At 72.9% G+C, this 17,834-nt stretch carries 16 protein-coding genes and 1 riboswitch; of the genes, 7 read left to right on the top strand and 9 right to left on the bottom strand.

Annotated elements, in window-relative coordinates:
• Window positions 1-240: 240 nt before the first annotated feature.
• From AB0M36_RS13860 to AB0M36_RS13840, 5 genes are all read right to left on the bottom strand, one after another.
• On the bottom strand, window positions 241-435 hold the full coding sequence (locus AB0M36_RS13860) for a ferredoxin (RefSeq protein WP_364156453.1): 195 nt from the start codon (window positions 433-435) through the stop codon (window positions 241-243).
• A complete protein-coding gene (locus tag AB0M36_RS13855) occupies window positions 432-1,655 on the bottom strand; it encodes a cytochrome P450 (protein WP_364156450.1) in 1,224 nt (407 codons plus the stop codon). Before AB0M36_RS13855 ends, AB0M36_RS13860 begins: the two co-directional genes overlap by 4 nt.
• A 99-nt stretch (window positions 1,656-1,754) precedes the next feature.
• Complete coding sequence (locus AB0M36_RS13850) at window positions 1,755-2,600, bottom strand: undecaprenyl-diphosphate phosphatase (RefSeq protein ID WP_364156447.1); 846 nt, start codon at window positions 2,598-2,600, stop codon at window positions 1,755-1,757.
• A gap of 54 nt (window positions 2,601-2,654) precedes the next feature.
• Window positions 2,655-3,623: a tyrosine-type recombinase/integrase gene (locus AB0M36_RS13845; RefSeq protein ID WP_364156444.1), complete on the bottom strand. Its 969-nt coding sequence runs from the start codon at window positions 3,621-3,623 to the stop codon at window positions 2,655-2,657.
• 97 nt (window positions 3,624-3,720) lie between these two features.
• Window positions 3,721-4,587 (bottom strand): sigma-70 family RNA polymerase sigma factor, encoded by an 867-nt coding sequence (locus tag AB0M36_RS13840; RefSeq protein WP_364156441.1) that lies wholly within the window; start codon window positions 4,585-4,587, stop codon window positions 3,721-3,723.
• A 220-nt stretch (window positions 4,588-4,807) separates the two neighbouring features.
• Here AB0M36_RS13840 and AB0M36_RS13835 point away from each other — a divergent pair, with 220 nt between their 5' ends.
• Entirely contained in the window at window positions 4,808-5,344 is a 537-nt protein-coding gene (locus tag AB0M36_RS13835) for a 2'-5' RNA ligase family protein (RefSeq protein ID WP_364156438.1), read from the top strand.
• Between the two features lie 12 nt (window positions 5,345-5,356).
• Here the strand turns inward: AB0M36_RS13835 and AB0M36_RS13830 are convergent, their stop codons facing one another.
• Entirely contained in the window at window positions 5,357-6,130 is a 774-nt protein-coding gene (locus tag AB0M36_RS13830; protein WP_364156435.1) for an alpha/beta hydrolase, read from the bottom strand.
• A gap of 130 nt (window positions 6,131-6,260) precedes the next feature.
• Here AB0M36_RS13830 and AB0M36_RS13825 point away from each other — a divergent pair, with 130 nt between their 5' ends.
• The 5 genes from AB0M36_RS13825 (at window position 6,261) to AB0M36_RS13805 (ending at window position 12,499) form a co-directional block, all read left to right on the top strand.
• A complete protein-coding gene (locus AB0M36_RS13825) occupies window positions 6,261-7,244 on the top strand; it encodes an NAD-dependent epimerase/dehydratase family protein (protein ID WP_364156433.1) in 984 nt (327 codons plus the stop codon).
• Between the two features lie 127 nt (window positions 7,245-7,371).
• Window positions 7,372-9,105 (top strand): IucA/IucC family protein, encoded by a 1,734-nt coding sequence (locus AB0M36_RS13820; RefSeq protein WP_364156431.1) that lies wholly within the window; start codon window positions 7,372-7,374, stop codon window positions 9,103-9,105.
• Between the two features lie 106 nt (window positions 9,106-9,211).
• Window positions 9,212-10,930 carry an IucA/IucC family siderophore biosynthesis protein gene (locus AB0M36_RS13815; RefSeq protein ID WP_364156429.1) on the top strand — a complete coding sequence of 573 codons (1,719 nt, stop codon included), beginning with the start codon at window positions 9,212-9,214 and terminating at the stop codon, window positions 10,928-10,930.
• Entirely contained in the window at window positions 10,917-12,062 is a 1,146-nt protein-coding gene (locus AB0M36_RS13810) for an alanine racemase (RefSeq protein WP_364156426.1), read from the top strand. The genes AB0M36_RS13815 and AB0M36_RS13810 overlap by 14 nt, the downstream gene beginning before the upstream one ends.
• On the top strand, window positions 12,062-12,499 hold the full coding sequence (locus AB0M36_RS13805) for an NUDIX domain-containing protein (protein ID WP_364156423.1): 438 nt from the start codon (window positions 12,062-12,064) through the stop codon (window positions 12,497-12,499). The genes AB0M36_RS13810 and AB0M36_RS13805 overlap by 1 nt, the downstream gene beginning before the upstream one ends.
• Before the next feature lie 73 nt (window positions 12,500-12,572).
• On the opposite strand, the gene AB0M36_RS13800 is transcribed toward AB0M36_RS13805, so the two are convergent.
• Both AB0M36_RS13800 and AB0M36_RS13795 read right to left on the bottom strand, forming a co-directional pair.
• Complete coding sequence (locus AB0M36_RS13800; protein ID WP_364156420.1) at window positions 12,573-13,067, bottom strand: peptide deformylase; 495 nt, start codon at window positions 13,065-13,067, stop codon at window positions 12,573-12,575.
• Window positions 13,068-13,108: 41 nt separating this feature from the next.
• Window positions 13,109-14,365: an anthranilate synthase component I family protein gene (locus tag AB0M36_RS13795; protein WP_364156417.1), complete on the bottom strand. Its 1,257-nt coding sequence runs from the start codon at window positions 14,363-14,365 to the stop codon at window positions 13,109-13,111.
• A 122-nt stretch (window positions 14,366-14,487) separates the two neighbouring features.
• Between AB0M36_RS13795 and AB0M36_RS13790 the strand changes: the two genes are divergently transcribed.
• Window positions 14,488-14,688 (top strand): DUF5999 family protein, encoded by a 201-nt coding sequence (locus AB0M36_RS13790; protein WP_364156414.1) that lies wholly within the window; start codon window positions 14,488-14,490, stop codon window positions 14,686-14,688.
• Window positions 14,689-14,843: 155 nt separating this feature from the next.
• On the opposite strand, the gene gcvP is transcribed toward AB0M36_RS13790, so the two are convergent.
• Window positions 14,844-17,648, bottom strand: coding sequence for an aminomethyl-transferring glycine dehydrogenase (gcvP, locus tag AB0M36_RS13785; RefSeq protein WP_364156412.1), 2,805 nt, complete (start codon window positions 17,646-17,648; stop codon window positions 14,844-14,846).
• A 75-nt stretch (window positions 17,649-17,723) separates the two neighbouring features.
• A riboswitch (glycine riboswitch) is annotated at window positions 17,724-17,817 on the bottom strand.
• Between the last annotated feature and the right edge of the window lie 17 nt (window positions 17,818-17,834).

The raw sequence follows: 17,834 nt of genomic DNA, 5'->3' as shown, positions 1-17,834 counted from the left end.
AGGCCTAACGTGGACAGGACGCGGTCGACGCAGCTCGTGACCGCCGCGCTGCTGACCGGGATGACGTCCTCGGCGCCCGAGCGCTCGGCGGTGATCGAGGCGGTGCGGGCGTTGCGGGACACGGTGGCGCGGCTCAGCGGCGACCGTCCTGCGCCGACACGGGGTGCTCGGGAGCGGGCACCCGGACACCATGGCAGCGCGGTCGGCGCCGCGGACCTGGGCGGGCTGCTGACTTGGTTGTCAGCGTACGGTGATCGCTCCCGAGGGGCATCGATCGACGGCGCGAGCGAGCACGTCGTCCGGGGTGTCGGCGGCGTCCGGGTCGAGGACCACCACGAGGCCTTCGTCGTCCTGGTCGAAGACGTGGGGCAGGGTCAGGACGCAGTTGCCGGCGCCGACGCAGGTGTCGCGGTCGGCGGTGACGCGGGCGGTCACCAGGTCACCGGCAGTTCGGCGACGCCGTACACGATGGAGCTTTCGCGTCTCGGCAGGCGGGCGGGGTCGGCGGTGACGGTGAGGTCGGGGAAGCGGCGGACCAACCGGGTCAGGGCGATGCGCAGCTCGGCGCGGGCCAGCGGCTGGCCGATGCACTGGTGGACGCCGAAGCCGAACGCCAGGTGCTGCTGCGCCTGCCGGTACGGGTCGAAGGTGTCGGCGTCGTCGAACACCTCGTCGTCGCGGTTGGCCAGCGACAGCAGCGCGGTGGCCGGTTCGCCGGCGCGGATGAGCCGGCCGCCGATCTCGACGTCGCGGGTCGCCTGGCGGGGCAGGCCGTTGCGCACGATCGTCAGGTAGCGCAGCAGTTCCTCGACGACGGTGTCGGCGGCCTGGTCGTCGTCGCGCATCCGCTGCCATGCCCGCGGGTACCGCCGCAGCAGGAGCACGCTGAGCCCGATCATGTTCGCGGTCGTCTCGTGCCCGGCGACGAGCAGCAGCACCGCCATGCCGATGAGCTCGCCGGTCTCGAGCTCGCCGGTGCGTACGCGGTCGCTGACGAGGCGGCCGAGCAGATCGTCGCCGGGGTCGCCGCTGGTGCGCTTGGCCTCGATGAGGGTGCCCAGGTAGCGGCGCAGGCCGAGGATGGCGTCGCGGACCCGGGCTGAATCGGCGCCGCGGTCGAGCATGGTCGCGCTGCGCTGTTGGAAGAAGACATGGTCGGCGTACGGGACGCCGAGCAGATGGCAGATCACCAGCGACGGCACCGGCAGCGCGTACGCCGTGACGAGGTCGGCGGGCGGCCCGGCGGCGGCGAGGGCGTCCAGGGCGTCATCGACGACGTCACCGATCAGCGGCTCGATCCGCCGGATGTTCTTGATCATGAATTCGGGGTTGAGCATCCGCCGCAGCCGCAGGTGTTCCGCGCCGTCCATGCGGATGAAACCGCCGCGGTTGCCCAGTCGGACCTGAGGCGGCAGTTCGCGCAGCAGGGGGAAGCCGGGCCGGGTCAGGTCGGCGCTGAACGCGTCGCCGCGCAGCATCCGCTTGACGTCGGCGTGCCGGGTGACCAGCCACGTCCAACCGCCGGTGGGCAGCCGTACCCGGGTGACCGGTCCGTCGAGGCGGCGAAGGTCGGCGGCCGCGACGGGCGTGAACGGGTCGTCGTCGGGGCCGCGGAACGGGAACAGGGGCAGGCGGTCGGTCAGGAGGTCGGCCACAGCGGGCCCTCCTCATTCGTAGCAGGGGGTACCGATCGGCACGCGCTACGTTATCGCCGTTTAGGGCAAAGAACAACGAATGTCGATGTAACTACCTGTTTACTGGGGCTCGATCACGTTCGTGGCGAGCAGCACCATCAGCACCGAGCCGAGCACCAGGCGGTATCCGATGAAGATGGAGTACGAGTGCCGGGCGATGAACTTCAGCAGCCACGACACGGCGAACCAGCCGACGACAAAGCTCGTGATCGTCGCGACGATCGTGGGCAGCCAGCCCACACCTTGATTGTCGGCGGAGATGTTGTCGAACTCGGTGACGGTCTGCAGCACCGAGGCGCCCAGCAGCGCCGGGATGCTCAGGAAGAACGACAACTTCGTCACTGTCACCCGGTCGAGGTCGCGCAGCAGGCCCGCGGTCATCGTCGCGCCCGAACGGGACACGCCGGGGACCAGGGCCAGACACTGCACCACGCCGATGATCAGAGTGTCCTTCCAGGTGACGTCCTCGACGTGACGCACCTGGGTGGCGGCGTGGTCGGCGAACCACATCACACCGCTGTAAACGATCAGCGCCCCGGCGACGAACCACAGGCTGCGCAGCGTCGACGTGATCGTGTCCTGGAACAGCAGACCCACGATGCCGATCGGGATCGAACCCAGGATGACCGCCCAGCCGAACCGGTAGTCGGCGTTGGCGCGCTGGTCACGGCTCAGCACCCCACGGAACCAGGCGTTGATGATCCGCACGATGTCGTGGCGCAGGAAGATCACCGTGGCGAGCACGGCGCCCGACTGGATGATCGCGGTGAACGCGGTGATGTCCTGCGCGTCGATCTCGTAGCCGAGCAGCTTCTCCAGGATGGTCAGGTGACCGGTGCTGGAGATGGGCAGAAACTCGGTGAAACCCTCCACCGCGCCCAACAGCACCGCTTCGAAGATGTTCAACCTAACCCCGTCCCGTGATCGACTTGCGGACCGCGGTCGAGGATAGGGGGTCGCTCACTGCCCGCTGCGGCGGACCCGTGCGGCCGCGAGCAGATATGCCGGATCCCGATCGAGATTGTGCCGGTCCCGGTCGTAGCGACGCGTGGTCCGCGGGTCGGCGTGCCCCATCGCGTCCTGCACATCCTCCAACGGCACCCCCTCGGCCCGCGCCGAGGTGGCGAACGCGTGTCTCAGCGAGTGCGGCGACAGCCGCGCCCACCCCTCGATCCCCGCCTCCCGGGCGAGGCGACGCACCAGCCGGAACACGGCGTGCCGGTCCAACCGGGCGCCGGTCGTCGTGACCAGCAGCGGCCCGTCGAGCCGGTCGGCCGTGGTCTGCTCCGCCGCGGCACGCTCGGCCAGATACGCGTCCAGGGCCGCACCCGCGTACGGGGTCAGCGCCCGCCGGCGCGGCCGGCCACCCTTGCCCACGAACCGCACGCTGCGATGCCCCCGCTCGACGCCCAGGTCGCCGACGTCGAGGCCGACCACCTCACCCACCCGCAGACCCAGGTCCGCCAGCAGGGCGATCACCGCGCGGTGGCGCGCCGCGGTCACACCGGTCACCGCCTCGGCCGCGGCGAGGACCGCGTCGACCTCCTCCGGGCTCAGCCCCACCGTCGCCGAATGGTCCCGCGAGACATACGGACGGTCGGCGCCGGTCACCGGATTCGCCTCGACGGCGCGCAGCTTGACGAGGAAGTCGTACCAGCTCGACAGCCCCGACAACTTGCGCGCCACCGTCGCCGGCGCGAGCTGCCGGCCCTCCAGACCCCGCGCGTACGCGTTGACGTCCAGAAACGAGGCCCGCAGCGGATCGACGTCCCGCTCGGCACACCACACCAGCCACGCCGTCACATCACGGCGGTACGCGTCACGGGTATGCGCCGACAGCCGCCGATTCCGCAGCCACGCCTCGGTGAACTCCTCGGCGCCGCCGACGGCCGCGACCGTCCCGGCATGCTGACGCGGAACCAGGGACATGCCCGCCATGATCTCAGCTCCGGCCCACCCGACCGCCGACGAAACACCGCGGGCCGCCACCCATTCCGGTGACGGCCCGCGGTGTTCAGAGAGAAGTTCAGGCGGCGTACGCCGCCGACACGTTCACGCCCTGCACGTCGGTCACGGCAAGCCGCGTCGCCATCGTGCTGCGGCCCGCGATCTGCGCCGCGTACGCGGCCCGCCGCCGCGCCACAACACCGTCGCCCTTGCCCGCGCCGCCGTCGTGCTGATCCATGTGCGAGGTCAGCCCCTCGCGCAGCAACGCCAGCGCCTCGGTGCGCAGCTGCGACACCCGCGACTCCGTCACACCCAGGTCCGCGGCCACCTCGGCCAGCGGCCGCTCCTGCAGGAACGACGCCTCGACCACGAACCGCAGCCGCTCCGGCAGCACCGCCACCGCGTCGTGCAGGTAGCCGATCCGCTCCCGGTGCAGCAGCATCTCCTCCGGGTTCAGCGACGCCTCGGTCACCATCTCCTCCGCCGCACCGGCGGTGAAGCCCTGCAGCGACAGCACCGCGGCACGCTGCACGTCGTCATCGACCGACGCCAGCTCCGAGACACCCACACCGAGCAGCTCCGCAAGCTCCTTCGGCGACGGCGTACGGCCCAGCCGCGCCGTCAGCTCCTGGCGGGCCACCTCGGCACGCCGAGCCCGAGCCCGCACCGAGCGGCTCGCCCAGTCCATGCTGCGCAGCTCGTCGAGCAGCGCCCCCCGCACCCGCACCGCGGCGAAGCGGCCGAACGGGATGCCACGGGTGGCGTCGTACGCCTGCGCCGCGGTGACCAGGGCCGCGTAGCCCGCCGAGGCGAGGTCGTCGCGGTGCACGTGGGCCGGAACCTTGAACAGCATCTCGCGCACCAGGTGACCAACCAGCGGCATGTTCTCGCGGATCAGGTTCTCCAGCTCACGACTGACAGTCTTCGGCGCGGTCGCTGCGGACATGGTGTTCCCCCTCGTATCCCGTCTCCCGGTGACGGCTCACCGGCTGACAGGGGGAACTTTTCGTTGCGCGGGGTGCAGCAGACGGTCACAGACGGTTGCCGCTCGGTTGCACCCGGAAAAAGCCTAAAGTCCGCACAGCCACTTCCCAGGTGACGCCTATCCGCGGCACAGCCACCACCCGATCGACATCACCCCACCCCCACCTCACACACTCGACACCATGACCCCCACCCACACCGCGCTGATCGTCGAAATCCCGGCCGCCGAACCCGCCGTGGCCCACCACCGCGCCCGCCTGGACCTCGCCGCCTCCTGGGGAGTGCCCGCTCACATCACGATCGTCTACCCGTTCCTGCCACCCACCGCCGTCACCGACGCCGTCCTGGCCGGCCTGCGCGAGGCGATCGGCGCCATCCCCCGCTTCACCACCGCCCTGACCCACGTCGGCTGGTTCGGCGACACCGTCGCCTGGCTCGCCCCCGACCCCGACGCCCCGTTCCGGGCCCTCACCCACGCGGTCACCACCCGCTTCCCCGACGCCCAGCCCTACGGCGGCGCACACCCCGAGCTGATCCCCCACCTCACCATCGGCCACGACCACCCACCGCACCTGCTGCGCGCCGCCGCCGACGAAGCCGCCAACCATCTGCCCATCGCGGCCGACATCACCGCCGTGCACCTCATCCAGGGAATCCCCGCGCCCGGCGGCCCCTGGCACCGGACGGCGACACTTCCACTGGGCCCCACTGCACGGTGATCAAATCGCCTCTCAGGAGGCGAGGAAGCCGGTCACCAGTTCACGCCACTGCCGAGGGCTGTCCAGATGCACGTCATGGCCGGCCTCATCGATCCGCACGGCGGTAACCAACGGATGCTGCCCCATCCGGGCGCACTCCTCGGCACCCAGATAGCCGGCGCCGCCGGTCACCACCAGCGTCGGACAAGCGATCCGCGCGAACTCACCCCAACACGGCCCGACAGCGGCGGCGATCGTAGCCACCATCACCTCGCGATCGAAGGTCGGACACCAACCGTCCGGCCCGCGCCGCAGACCCCGCGCCCACGCCTCCCCCACCAGGCCGCCACCCAGATACGCGGCAGCGGCCGCCCGGTCGGGGAAAGGCACCGGCCACGCGGCGAGCCACCGGTCGACGCCCCGCACCGTGTCGTCGTCGGGACCCTCGGGACCCGCCTCCGCCAGCACCAGCCGGGCAACCAGCTCCGGATGGCCAGCCGCGGTGAGCAACGCGGTGTGCCCACCCAGAGACTGACCGATCACGGTGGCGGGACCCGTCACCGCCAGGGCCGTCGCCACGTCGGCGACGTGAGCCGCCCGGGACACGTCGGCCGGGCGCCGCTCACTCTCGCCATGCCCCCGCGGATCCAGGCCAAAGACGTGATGCGTACCGGCCAGCCAGGCAACCGTTGCCGACCATTCGCCGGCATAGCCGCACAGCCCCGGCACCAGCAGCACCGGCCGACCCGAGCCGCCGAAATCGTGCAGGGCCAGCCGGGTGCCGTCCGGCGCGGATAAGTCGATCATGGCCGTACACGATAGCCAGGCCGGCGTCAGGCGACCCCGTCTCCGCCTGCTTTTCGCCGACAGCGATACCGTTCCGCCGACAGCGATAGCATCTTCCGCCCCGGGTACGACGAAAGGCATCGTCGCGCCCATGCATCTGCTCGTACTCGGGGGAACCGGATTCGTCGGCCGCGCCGTCGTCGACCAAGCCCGCAGCCGCCACCACCACGTCACCGTCCTCAACCGCGGCCACCGCCCGGCACCACCCGGCGTCACCGCCCTGACCGGCGACCGCACCGCACCCGGCGGCCTCGCCGCCCTCGACGGCGGCACCTGGGACGCCGTCATCGACACCTGGTCCGCCGCACCCTCCGCCGTCCGCGACACCGCCCGGGAACTGCACGGCCGCGCGGGCCACTACACGTACGTCTCCAGCCGCAGCGTCTACGCCGACGGCGGACCCATACCCCTCACCGAGGACGCACCCGTCGTCGACGCCTCCCCCGACGCCGGCGACGACGTCGACTACGCCACCGCCAAACGAGGCGCGGAGATCGCCGCCGAACAGACCTTCGACGGCCCCGTCCTGCTCGCCCGGGCCGGACTCATCCTCGGCCCGCACGAGGACATCGGCCGACTGCCCTGGTGGCTGCGGCGCCTCGCCGCCGGCGGGCCGACCCTCGCCCCGGGCCCCCGCGACCTGCCGCTGCAGTACATCGACGCCCGGGACCTGGCGATCTTCCTGCTCGACGCCGCCGAGGCCGGGCACACCGGCGCCTACAACCTGGTCAGCCCGCCGGGACACACCACCATGGGCGAACTGCTCGACCTGGGCAACGAAATCACCGGCGGCCGCGCCGAGCTGAGATGGACCCCGCCGGAGACCATCCTCGCCGCCGGCATCGCGCCGTGGCTCGAGCTGCCCATCTGGCTGCCGCCGGGCTTCGACCACGACTTCATGCACGGCGGCGACGTCAGCCGGGCGGTCGCGGCCGGGCTGCGGGTACGGCCGGCACGCGACACCGTCGCCGACACCTGGGCCTGGCTGCAGTCCCTGGACGGCCCGCCACCGCAGCGCCCCGACCGCCCCCGCGTGGGCCTGGATCCGTTCAAGGAGGCCGCACTCCTGGGCTGAACTCCGCTTCTTTGGGGTGTCGATGAAATTCCGGTGTATGGGTGTGCGGCAGCACACCCGCTAAGCCGTCCTAGGATGTTAGGGGTGCGAGGAGCGCCGGGTGGAACGGTGCCGGAGAATAGGCGGCGTGCCGACCCCCGACGCCGAGCTGACCCGTGCCGAGCTGGGCGACCTTCGACCCGGGCTGGTCGGGGCGTTCGACCGGGCACTCCCCCGGGCCCGGGCGGAAGTGCTCGCCCGGCTCCTCGGGGCGTTGCACCGCGAGCCGCTGCCCGGCGTCGCCGCCCGGCAGCCCGGCCTGGTCACCCTGAACGACGGACGCGTACTGACCTGTCCGGCCGGCGCGGAGCTGCCGTTCGCCGTGCCCGCCCCCGGCCTCACCTGCCGCCTAGCCGAACCGCCAGCCCACGAAGGCCGCCGCTCCGAGCCTGCGGCCCGCCAAGGCCACCGCGACAATCCAGCGGCCCGCCAAGGCCACCGCGACAATCCGGCGGCCCACGACGGCCACCACGGCGAACCGAGGGCCGGCGTAGGCAGCGGCGAACCGGCGGCCCGCGACCGCGACCGCGAGCTGCCGGGCGCCAGCGGGCACGGCGTCACCGACACCGGGGAGATCACCGATCCCGCGGCGCTCGTCCGGGAACTGGGCTGGGCTCAGACCTTCCACGACGAGATCGCGAACAGCGTCGCCAACCTCACCCTCGCGTACGCTGACGCGCCACCCGGCACCGCACGACCCCTGCTCGCCACCGGCCCCGACCTGGCCACCGTGGAGCAGCTCGTCCTCGACGGGCACCCACTGCACCCCTGCTGCCGCACCCGCGGCGGCATGGATGTCGCCGACGTGCTGGCCTACGCACCCGAACACCGCCGCACCCTGCGCCTGCGACGGTTGCGGGTGCCCGCGGACCGTTGGTCGGGCGACGGCCCCCCGGTCCTGCTCGCCCACCCGTGGCAGGCGGCGCACCTGCGCGAGCGGTACCCCTGGCTGCGCGACGACGGCGAGACCGGGCCCGTACGGCCGCTGATGTCGCTGCGCACCGTCGCCACCGCCGCCGGGCATGTCAAGACCGCCGTGGACGTGCAGATGACCTCGGCCGTCCGTACCGTCTCCCCCGCCGCCGTGCACAACGGCCCCCGGCTGTCGGCGCTGCTGGGTGACGTGACCGCCGGGCTGCCGCTGACGGTCCTGGCCGAGTACGGCGCCGGCGCGGTGCTCGTCGACGGGCGCCCCGAACGCCACCTCGCCCACCTGCACCGCGCCGCCCCGGTCGTCGGGCCCGGCGAGACGGTCGTGCCGTTGGCCGCACTCGCCGCCGCCGACCCGTACGACGGGCGGCCCCTGCTGTGGCACGCCGCCACCGACCCGTACGCGTGGTGGCACGATCTCACCCACCTGCTGTTCCCGCCGCTGCTGGCGGTCCTCGACCGCGGCGTCGCGTTGGAGGCGCACGGGCAGAACAGCCTCGTCGTGCTGGACCAGGGCCGCCCGATCCGGATCGTCTACCGCGACCTCGGCGGCGTCCGGGTCAGCGCGGCCCGCCTGCGCGCCGCCGGGTTCGAGCCGCCGCCGCTCGCGGGCGACCTGGCCAGCGACGACCCGGCCGTGCTGCGTACCAAGCTCGCGGCCGCCCTCGGCACGGTGACCGGGCAGCTCGTCGCCGTCCTGGAGCGCGGCGGCGCCGATCCGGCGAAGCTCTGGGCGACTGCGGCCGCGGCGCTCGCGTCGGCCCGCACTCCAGACGCCGCGACCATGCTCCGCGAGCCATTGCCGGTCAAGGCGACCACGGCCATGCGCCTCGCCGCCGACCCGCTCGACGACCTATGGACCTTCCTGGACAATCCCATGGCCGCGTCATGACCGACGGCACCGCGGAGGGCCCGGAAGGCACGCCCAGGAGGTTCACCATGACGGACTGGACCGAGGCGCCACGCGGGGCCCGGAAGGCCTACCCGGGAGACGCGGCATGACGCCCCGAGTGACCGACCGCAGGCTCCCTGTCGGCGCCGCCGACGCGAGCGCGGCCCTGGCCGTGCACGCCCCGCGGCTGCTGGACCCGTTCACCGCGGCGTTGCCCGTCGCCGCTGACGTCGTCGGGCGACGGCTGCGCGGCGCCCTGGTCCGCGAGGGCCTGGCGAGCGCCGCACCCGGCGATCGCGTGCACGCCTTCGGCCGCGTCGAGTACGCCCACGCCGGCGCGGACGACCCGGCCGACCTGCTGCCCACCGGGCTGCCCGGCAACACCGCCGGGTTCGCCGCGGAACTGCGCAACGCCGTGGTCAACCTGGCGATCGCGATGGCGCGCCAGAAGCCGGCCGCCGACGACGGCAAGCGTGCCGACGCAGGCGAGGGCGTCGGCGACAGCACGCGTGCCAACACGGGCGAGGCCGTCAGCGGCAGCAGAGACGCCGACGCCGACGGCGGCGCGGACCCCGACGAGGGTGCCGTGGCCGGGGAACGACTCGCCGTGGCCGGGCACAATCTGCATCCGTGCGGCCGGACCCGGCTCGGCTGGGACGCCACCGACGTGCTCGCCCACGACCTGGAGGCCGGGCGGACCCGGGTCGGGTTCCTCGCCGTCCGCGACGACGCGCACCTCGGCGACGACCTCGGCACCGCTCTGCGCGCCGCCTACCCCGGGCTGCCGGCCGTGCCCGACGGCTACCGTCTCCAGCCGGTGCACGCCTGGCAGCGCGACACGATCGTCGCCGGCCGCCACCGCGACCTGATCGCCGGCGGGGCCGTGCGGATTCTCGGCGACGAGCTCGACGCGATCCCGACCGCCGCGCTGCGGACACTGCTGCTGCCGCCCGCGGCCGACGGCAGCCGCCGCTATCTCAAGCTCTCCCTCGACATCCAGGTCACCTCGACCCGGCGGGGCATCTCGGTGGCCAGCACCCGCAACGGACCGGCCGTGTCGGCGCTGCTGCACCGCCTCGCCGGCGAGGATCCGGACGCCGGGCGCCTGCTGCTGATGGCCGAGACCGCCGGGGCCGCCGTGCCCGCCGCCGGCCGTGACATGTCGGCGATCCTGCGCGACGGGCTCGCCGGGCGGCTGCGGCCCGGCGAGCGGGCGCTCGCGGGTGGCGCGTTGCCGTTCCTCGCCGCCGATCTGGTCGCGGCCTTCGCCGCGAGCACCGGGCGCCGCGACGACGCGCAGGCCGCCGCCGGCTTCCTCGACGCGTACGCCCGGCTGCTCTTGCCGCCCCTGCTGCGGCTCACCCTGCGCGGGGTGGCGCTGGAGGCGCACCTGCAGAACTGCCTGCCCACCTTCGTCGGCGGGGTGCCCTACCGGCTGGCGGTCCGCGACTTCGCCGGGCTCCGCCTGCATCCGGGACGGCTGGCCGCCGCGGGCCACGAGGTGCCGCTGTGGCCCGGCTCGGTGGTGGGCACCGGCGACGAGCACGTGCTCCGCGCCAAGATCGGCTACACCGCCTTCCAGGCGCATCTCGGCGAGCTCGTCCTGCGCCTGGAGGAGTCGCATGGCCTCGCCGAGGACGCGGCCTGGCGCATCGTGCGCGGCGTCGTGGACGAGACCTACGAGGCGCTCGGCGACGCCGGGCGCGCCGACCATGCCGCGTTCACCGCCCCGCTCGTGCCGCACAAGGCGCTGGTGCGGATGCGCCTGGCCGGCGCCGGCGACGAATACCTGCTCGTCGAGAATCCTCTGCATGCGCCCGCCTGACCGGGTCCTCGCCGCGCTGAGCGACCTCCCGTCGCCGGTGTGCGCCTACGTGTACGACCGCCGGTCCCTGCGCGAGCGGGCCGCCGCCGTGCGCGCCGCCCTGCCCTTCGCCACGCTGCTGTACGCGGTGAAGGCCAACGGTCACCCGGAGGTCGTGCGCACCCTGGCCGGCGTCTGCGACGGCCTGGAGGTCGCCTCCGGCGGCGAACTGGAACTCGCGCGGGCCGCCGGCGCCCGCCGCGTCATCGTCGGCGGGCCGGGCAAGACCGACGCCGAACTGGCCGCCGCGATCGCCGCGGGGGCGCAGGTCAACGTCGAGAGCGGCCAGGAGCTGCTCCGGCTGGATCGGCTCGCCCGGGCCGCCGAGGTCGTCGTGCCCGCCTGCATACGGGTCAACCGCGCCGGCGCCGCCCTGCCCGGCAGCCACGCCATGACCGGCGCGCCGACCCCGTTCGGCGTCGACGAGGCACAGCTCGGCGAGGTGCTGGCGCTCCCGCACGACCACGTGTCCGTCACGGGCTTCCACCTGCACGCGGTCTCCAACAACCTCGACGGTCCCGCGCACGCTCGGTTCCTCGCCGACGCGCTGGCCTGGTCGGCGCGGGCCGCCCGCCGGTACGGCGTCGCGCTGCGCACCGTCAACGCCGGCGGCGGTCTCGGCGTCGACTATCTCGGCGACGCGACCGTCGACCTGGCCGCGGTCGGCGCCGGTGTCACCGTGCCGCCGGGCGTGGAACTGATCGTCGAGCCGGGCCGCATACTCGCCGCCGACGCCGGCTGGTACGCCGCCGAGGTTCTCGACCTCAAGCACACCCACGGCCGCCGGTTCGCGGTGCTGCGCGGCGGCACCCACCACTTCCGGCTCCCCGCCGCCTGGGGCTACAGCCATCCGTTCACCGTGCTCGGCCGCGAGCGGTGGCCCTACGACTGGCCGCGCCCGCGCTGGCAGGATGTGACCGTCGACGCCGTCGGCGAACTGTGCACCCCGCGTGACGTGCTCGCCCGGGACCAGCACGTGGCAGACCTGGCCGTCGGAGACGTGCTGGTCTTCGCCCGCACCGGCGCGTACGGATGGGACATCTCGCACCACGAATTCCTGCGCCATCCGCCGCCGTCGTTCATCATCCTCTGATGGACGCCATCCACCGGCCCGCCGCCCGGGTCGTCTGCCTCGACGCCGACGGCCGGGTGCTGCTCATGCGCTGGTGCGACCCGGTCGACGGGCACGAGGTGTGGGAGCCGCCCGGCGGCGGCCTCGACCCCGGCGAGACGCACTGGCAGGCGGCGCGGCGCGAGCTTGCCGAGGAGACCGGCCTCGACCCGGCGGCGGTGCTGGACCGGTCGGTCGAGGTGCCGCGCGACTTCGTGTGGAAGGGCCGGCGTTTCACCGGCCCGGAGCGGTTCTTCCTGGCCCGCTTCGCGCAGGCGCGCCCGGCGCTGGGCCGCGACGGGCTGCTGCCCGACGAGCGGGAGACGCTCGCCGGTCACCAGTGGCTGCACGTCGACGAACTGCCCGGCCTGCCCGGGCTGGACCCGCCCGACCTGCGGGAGATCATCCGCCGACTCTGAACCCGACGGTTGATCACTGCGCCACGAAAGCGCCGACGGGCGAAAGAGCCGCGCGGAGAGGCCGGGTGGCCGGTCAGGCCGGCATCGGGCGGCTTCGGCGCAGTTCGCGCAGCGCCTGGCGGCGGGTGTCCCCGGTCAGCGTGTCGATGTAGAGGCGGCCGTCGAGATGGTCCGTCTCGTGTTGCAGCGCCCGGGCCAGGAAGCCGGTGCCGGCGATCGTCAGCGGCTCGCCGTACATGTCGACGCCGGTCGCGGTGACCGTCATCGCGCGTGGGGTCGCGAAGCCCATCCCGGGCAGCGAAAGGCAGGCTTCCTCGTCGTCCTGCGTGCCCTCGAACCCGGAGAGGACCGGGTTGACGAGGTGGCCGACCTTGCCGTCGACGTTGTAGGAGAACACGCGCAGGCTCACTCCGATCTGCGGTGCGGCGACGCCGGCGCGGCCGGGCTCGCGCACGGTGTCCTCCAGGTCGGCGACGAGCCGGCGCAGGTCATCGTCGAAAACGGTCACGGGGTCGGCCGCGGTGCGCAGCACGGGATCGCCGAAGAGCCGGATGGGACGCACTGTCATGCCTCGACCCTATCGATCAACGGTATGCACCGGGAGCCCTGTCACTCGTTACCGTGCCGGGTCGGTCCGGCCAGCGCGGCCCGGATCGGGCCCGCTTTCGCGGCCGCCTCGTCGACCTCCGCGTCGGGATCGCTGTCCCAGGTGATGCCGCCGCCGGCCCACAGGTGGACCCGGCCGCCGGTGACCGCGACGGTGCGGATGGTCAGTCCCAGGTCGACGTGGTTCGTGCCGACCCAGCCGAGGGCGCCCATGGCGACGCCGCGCCCGACCGGTTCCAGGGCGGCGATCACGTCCAGCGCGGCGAGCTTGGGCGCGCCGGTCACCGAGCCGCCCGGGCACACCGCGCGCAGCAGGTCGGCCAGGCCCAGGTCGCCCTCGATCGGCGCGGAGACCTGCGACTCGGCCTGCCAGAGACCGGACCAGCGGCGCACGGCGAAAAGCTCGTCGACGTCGACCGGGCCGACGCCGTTCAGGCGGGCCAGGTCGTTGCGTTCCAGGTCGACGATCATCACGTGCTCGGCGCGCTCCTTGGCGGAGGCGAGCAGCTCGCGGCGGCCCTCGGCGGTGGCCGGACGGGTGCCCTTGATGGGCCGGGTGATGACCCGGCCGTCGCGCACCTCCACGAGGGTCTCCGGCGACGCCGTCGCGATCGCCCAGTCCCGTCCTGTCAGAATGCCGCCATACCGCGCTCCGGGCAGTTTGGTTACCCGCTGTAGGGCCGGACCCGGATCTCCCGTGTACGGGGCGCTCACATGCCCTACGACATTGACCTGATAAACGTCGCCCCGCGCGATGGCCTCGTGGACCGCGCGGACCGCGTCGGCATGCTCGTCGCGGGTCCAGCTGTCCTGCCAGGCGCCGATCGACCAGGGAGCCGGCGGTGACACATCGTCACCGCCCGGAAGCGCCGGGAGGTCGTCTCCCCGGTCCAGGTCGTCATCGGTGTGTCGGTAGAGAACCGCTACCACGTCGGGGATTCCGGGCACCGGGCTGGGCCGTCCCGGCGCCCCGCCGATCATCACCGAACCGGCCGCAGCCGATACGTACAGTGAGGATCCGCAGACGGTGCCGGCGCCGAACGGGTGAAAAGAACTAGCCGTTAGTACGAGTTTTCGCACCGGCAGTCCGTTGTTCTCGAGCCACGCTGACAGAAGCTCAGCGGGGTCACCTCCGTCACTCAGGTACCACTCGTACCGGCATGACGGACGGTGACGGCGCTGGCAGGAGGCCGGAGAACCCGGTGGAACGGCTGGCGCGCCTGTCGCACAGTGGTCGTATCCGCGACCGCCGTGGAACATCTGAACAGTGGATTCGCTCAATGTGGCCCCGTCACTCGCTCCCCACGGACTCGTTCCGATGGGAGTAGTGTTCGCCACCGTTGATGTGAAGAACGACACAACCCCCGACACGGAGACCTCCGATGTGCCAGCACCAAACCACCTGCCCCTCCGCTGAGGCCGTGGACCGCGAAGCGGCCCGCATCGTGGCGACCTTCCCCGAACAGGGATGGAGCCTGCTCTGCAACGGCGTCATCCTCTTCGAGGACACGGGCGAACTCCTGCCCGACGGCAGCAAGATCGAACCCCACCGTGGCCCGGCCCGGCACGCCCTCGCGGCCTGACCGAGCCCGCCCCCTCACGAACGCACCCGGACCGCCACGCAGAGGCCCCGCCAGACCCTAGGGCGCGCGCCCCCCGGACTCCCCGGGGCACACGCCCGCCGGCCACCGGGCACGGCTCAGGCCGGTGACTCCGCACCGGCCCGGCGCGCGCCACCTCAGTCCTCGAACGCCTCCGGCGACGGACAGGAACACACCAGGTTCCGGTCCCCGTACGCACCGTCGATGCGCCGCACCGGCGGCCAGTACTTCGCCGTCCGATCCACCCCCTCCGGGAACCCGGCCAGCGACCGCGGGTACGCGTGCGGCCACTCGTCCGCCGACACCGCCGCCGCCGTATGCGGGGCGTGGTGCAGCGGATTGTCGTCCCGCGGCCACTCGCCCGCCGCCACCCGGTCGATCTCACCCTTGATCGCGATCATCGCGTCACAGAACCTGTCCAGCTCCGCCAGGTCCTCGCTCTCGGTCGGCTCCACCATCAACGTGCCCGCGACCGGGAACGACATCGTCGGCGCGTGGAAGCCGTAGTCGATCAGCCGCTTCGCCACGTCGTCCACCGACACGCCCGTCGCCTTCGTGATCGGACGCAGGTCCAGGATGCACTCGTGCGCGACCAGGCCCTCGTTGCCCGCGTACAGCACCGGGTAGTGCTCCCGCAGCCGCGCCGCCACATAGTTCGCCGCCAGCACCGCCACCGCCGTCGCCTGCGCCAGCCCGTCCGGACCCATCATCCGCAGGTACGCCCACGAGATCGGCAGAATGCCCGCCGAACCGTGCGCCGCCGCCGACACCGCGTGGTGGTCACCCGGCTCCAGGGGGTCGCCCGGCAGGAACTCGGCCAGGTGCTCGCGCACCGCCACCGGGCCCACACCCGGGCCGCCGCCGCCGTGCGGAATGCAGAACGTCTTGTGCAGGTTCAGGTGCGACACGTCCGCGCCGAACTTGCCCGGCCGGGCGTACCCGACCAGCGCGTTCAGGTTCGCGCCGTCGACATACACCTGGCCGCCCGCGTCGTGCACCTTGCCGCACAGCTCCGCGATGCCCCGCTCGTAGACGCCGTGCGTCGACGGGTACGTCACCATGATCGCGGCCAGCGCGGCACGGTGCTTGGCGATCTTCGCGTCCAGGTCGGCCAGGTCCACGTTGCCGTTGTCGTCGCAGGCCACCACGACCACCCGCATGCCCGCCATCACCGCGCTGGCCGCGTTCGTGCCGTGCGCGCTCGACGGGATCAGGCACACGTCACGGTGCACGTCCCCGCGCGAACGGTGGTAGCCCCGGATCGCCAGCAGGCCCGCCAGCTCACCCTGCGAACCCGCGTTCGGCTGCACGCTCACCGCGTCGTACCCGGTGACCTCCGCCAGCCAGGCCTCCAACTGCGCGACGAGAGCCTCGTAGCCCGCCGTGCGCGACGCCGGCGCGAACGGATGGATGTTCGCGAACTCCGCCCAGGTGACCGGCTCCATCTCCGTGGTCGCGTTCAGCTTCATCGTGCACGAACCCAGCGGGATCATCCCCCGGTCCAGCGCATAGTCAGAATCGGACAGGCGGCGCAGATAACGCAGCATCGCCGTCTCCGAGTGGTGCGTCGAGAACACCGGATGGGTCAGGTAGTCCGTCGTGCGCGCGAGCGGGCGCGCACCACATTCCGCCGGCGCGGCCGGCGCGGCACCGAAGGCCGCCAGGACGTCCGCCACCACCGCCGCCGTCGTGGTCTCGTCGCACGACACCGACACCCGGTCCTCGTCGACGAAACGCAGGTCGATGCCGGCCGCGGCCGCCGCCGCGACCACCGCCGCCGCCCGACCGGGCACCACCGCGGTCACCGTGTCGAAGAACGCCGCGTGCGCCACCTCGACACCCGCCGCCGTCAGGCCACCCGCGAGCGCCAGCGCGTGGTCGTGCACCCGCTCGGCGATCGCCCGCAGCCCACGCGGGCCGTGATAGACCGCGTACATGCTCGCCATAACCGCCAGCAGAACCTGGGCGGTGCAGATGTTGCTCGTCGCCCGCTCCCGGCGGATGTGCTGCTCCCGCGTCTGCAGGGCGAGCCGGTAGGCCGGGGCGCCGTCCGCGTCGCGGGACACACCCACCAGCCGGCCCGGCAGCGAACGCTCCAGACCGGCACGCACCGCGAGGTAACCCGCGTGCGGGCCACCGAAGCCCAGCGGCACCCCGAACCGCTGCGTCGTCCCGGCGGCGATGTCCGCACCGATCTCACCCGGCGCCCGCAGCAGCGTCAGCGCCAGCAGGTCCGCCGCCACCGTCACCAACGCGCCCGCCGCGTGCGCCGCCTCGACCAGCGCCGCGTGGTCACGCACCGCGCCGGAAGCCCCCGGATACTGCAGGTGCAGGCCGAAAAACTCCGCCGGCAGCTCCCCGTCCGCGTCCAGGTTCACCAGGCGCAGCTCGATGCCCAGCGGCTCCGCGCGGGTCCGCAACACGGCGAGGGTCTGCGGCAGGGTGTCCGCGTCCACCGCGTACACGTTGCTCTTGCTCTTCGACGAACGGCGCGCCAGCGTCATCGCCTCCGCGACCGCCGTGCCCTCGTCCAGCATCGACGCGTTCGCCGTGGTCATGCCGGTCAGGTCCGTGACCATCGTCTGGAAGTTCAGCAGCGCCTCCAGGCGCCCCTGACTGATCTCCGGCTGGTACGGCGTGTACGCCGTGTACCACGCCGGGTTCTCCAGCACGTTGCGCCGGATCACCGCCGGCGTCACCGTGCCGTAGTAGCCCAGCCCGATCATCGACGCGCTGACCTCGTTACGCCCCGCGATCTCCCGCAGCTCGGCGATCGCCTCCTCCTCGGAGGCGGCCGGCGGCAACTCCAACGTCCCGTGCCAGCGGATGACCTCCGGGATCGCGGCATCCATCAGCGCCTCCATCGACGCGTACCCGATGGCCTTGAGCATCTGGGTCTGCGCGTCCGAATCGGGACCGATGTGGCGATGTGCGAACGTCATGGCGGCTCCAGAGGGCTACAGAGGTCGACGGGCAACCTCCCCCTCTGTCATACCCACGAGCGCACTCCAGAGTCGCCTGCCCCCGCGGTCCTTTTGCCTGAGAGGTTCCGGGGAGGATTTGCCCCTTCGGCGCCGCCGGCGAACCGGTGGTCTCTCCCGCGTGGGTGGTACGGCTGCGAACAACCT

It is taken from the genome of Actinoplanes sp. NPDC051346 (assembly GCF_040682215.1).
In the GTDB taxonomy this organism is placed as follows: Bacteria; Actinomycetota; Actinomycetes; order Mycobacteriales; family Micromonosporaceae; genus Actinoplanes.
Note: the sequence above shows the minus strand (reverse complement) of the source record. Positions and strands in the feature narration are given on the sequence as shown.

Excerpts from the sequence above, each read along its gene's own strand:
- AB0M36_RS13830 (WP_364156435.1), bottom strand. The coding sequence starts at position 6,130 with ATGATCGACTTATCCGCGCCGGACGGCACCCGGCTGGCCCTGCACGAT.
- AB0M36_RS13840 (WP_364156441.1), bottom strand. The coding sequence starts at position 4,587 with ATGTCCGCAGCGACCGCGCCGAAGACTGTCAGTCGTGAGCTGGAGAAC.
- AB0M36_RS13790 (WP_364156414.1), top strand. The coding sequence starts at position 14,488 with ATGTGCCAGCACCAAACCACCTGCCCCTCCGCTGAGGCCGTGGACCGC.
- AB0M36_RS13800 (WP_364156420.1), bottom strand. The coding sequence starts at position 13,067 with ATGACAGTGCGTCCCATCCGGCTCTTCGGCGATCCCGTGCTGCGCACC.
- AB0M36_RS13815 (WP_364156429.1), top strand. The coding sequence starts at position 9,212 with ATGACGCCCCGAGTGACCGACCGCAGGCTCCCTGTCGGCGCCGCCGAC.
- AB0M36_RS13795 (WP_364156417.1), bottom strand. The coding sequence starts at position 14,365 with ATGTTCCACGGCGGTCGCGGATACGACCACTGTGCGACAGGCGCGCCA.
- AB0M36_RS13810 (WP_364156426.1), top strand. The coding sequence starts at position 10,917 with ATGCGCCCGCCTGACCGGGTCCTCGCCGCGCTGAGCGACCTCCCGTCG.
- gcvP (WP_364156412.1), bottom strand. The coding sequence starts at position 17,648 with ATGACGTTCGCACATCGCCACATCGGTCCCGATTCGGACGCGCAGACC.
- AB0M36_RS13835 (WP_364156438.1), top strand. The coding sequence starts at position 4,808 with ATGACCCCCACCCACACCGCGCTGATCGTCGAAATCCCGGCCGCCGAA.
- AB0M36_RS13805 (WP_364156423.1), top strand. The coding sequence starts at position 12,062 with ATGGACGCCATCCACCGGCCCGCCGCCCGGGTCGTCTGCCTCGACGCC.
- AB0M36_RS13825 (WP_364156433.1), top strand. The coding sequence starts at position 6,261 with ATGCATCTGCTCGTACTCGGGGGAACCGGATTCGTCGGCCGCGCCGTC.
- AB0M36_RS13845 (WP_364156444.1), bottom strand. The coding sequence starts at position 3,623 with ATGTCCCTGGTTCCGCGTCAGCATGCCGGGACGGTCGCGGCCGTCGGC.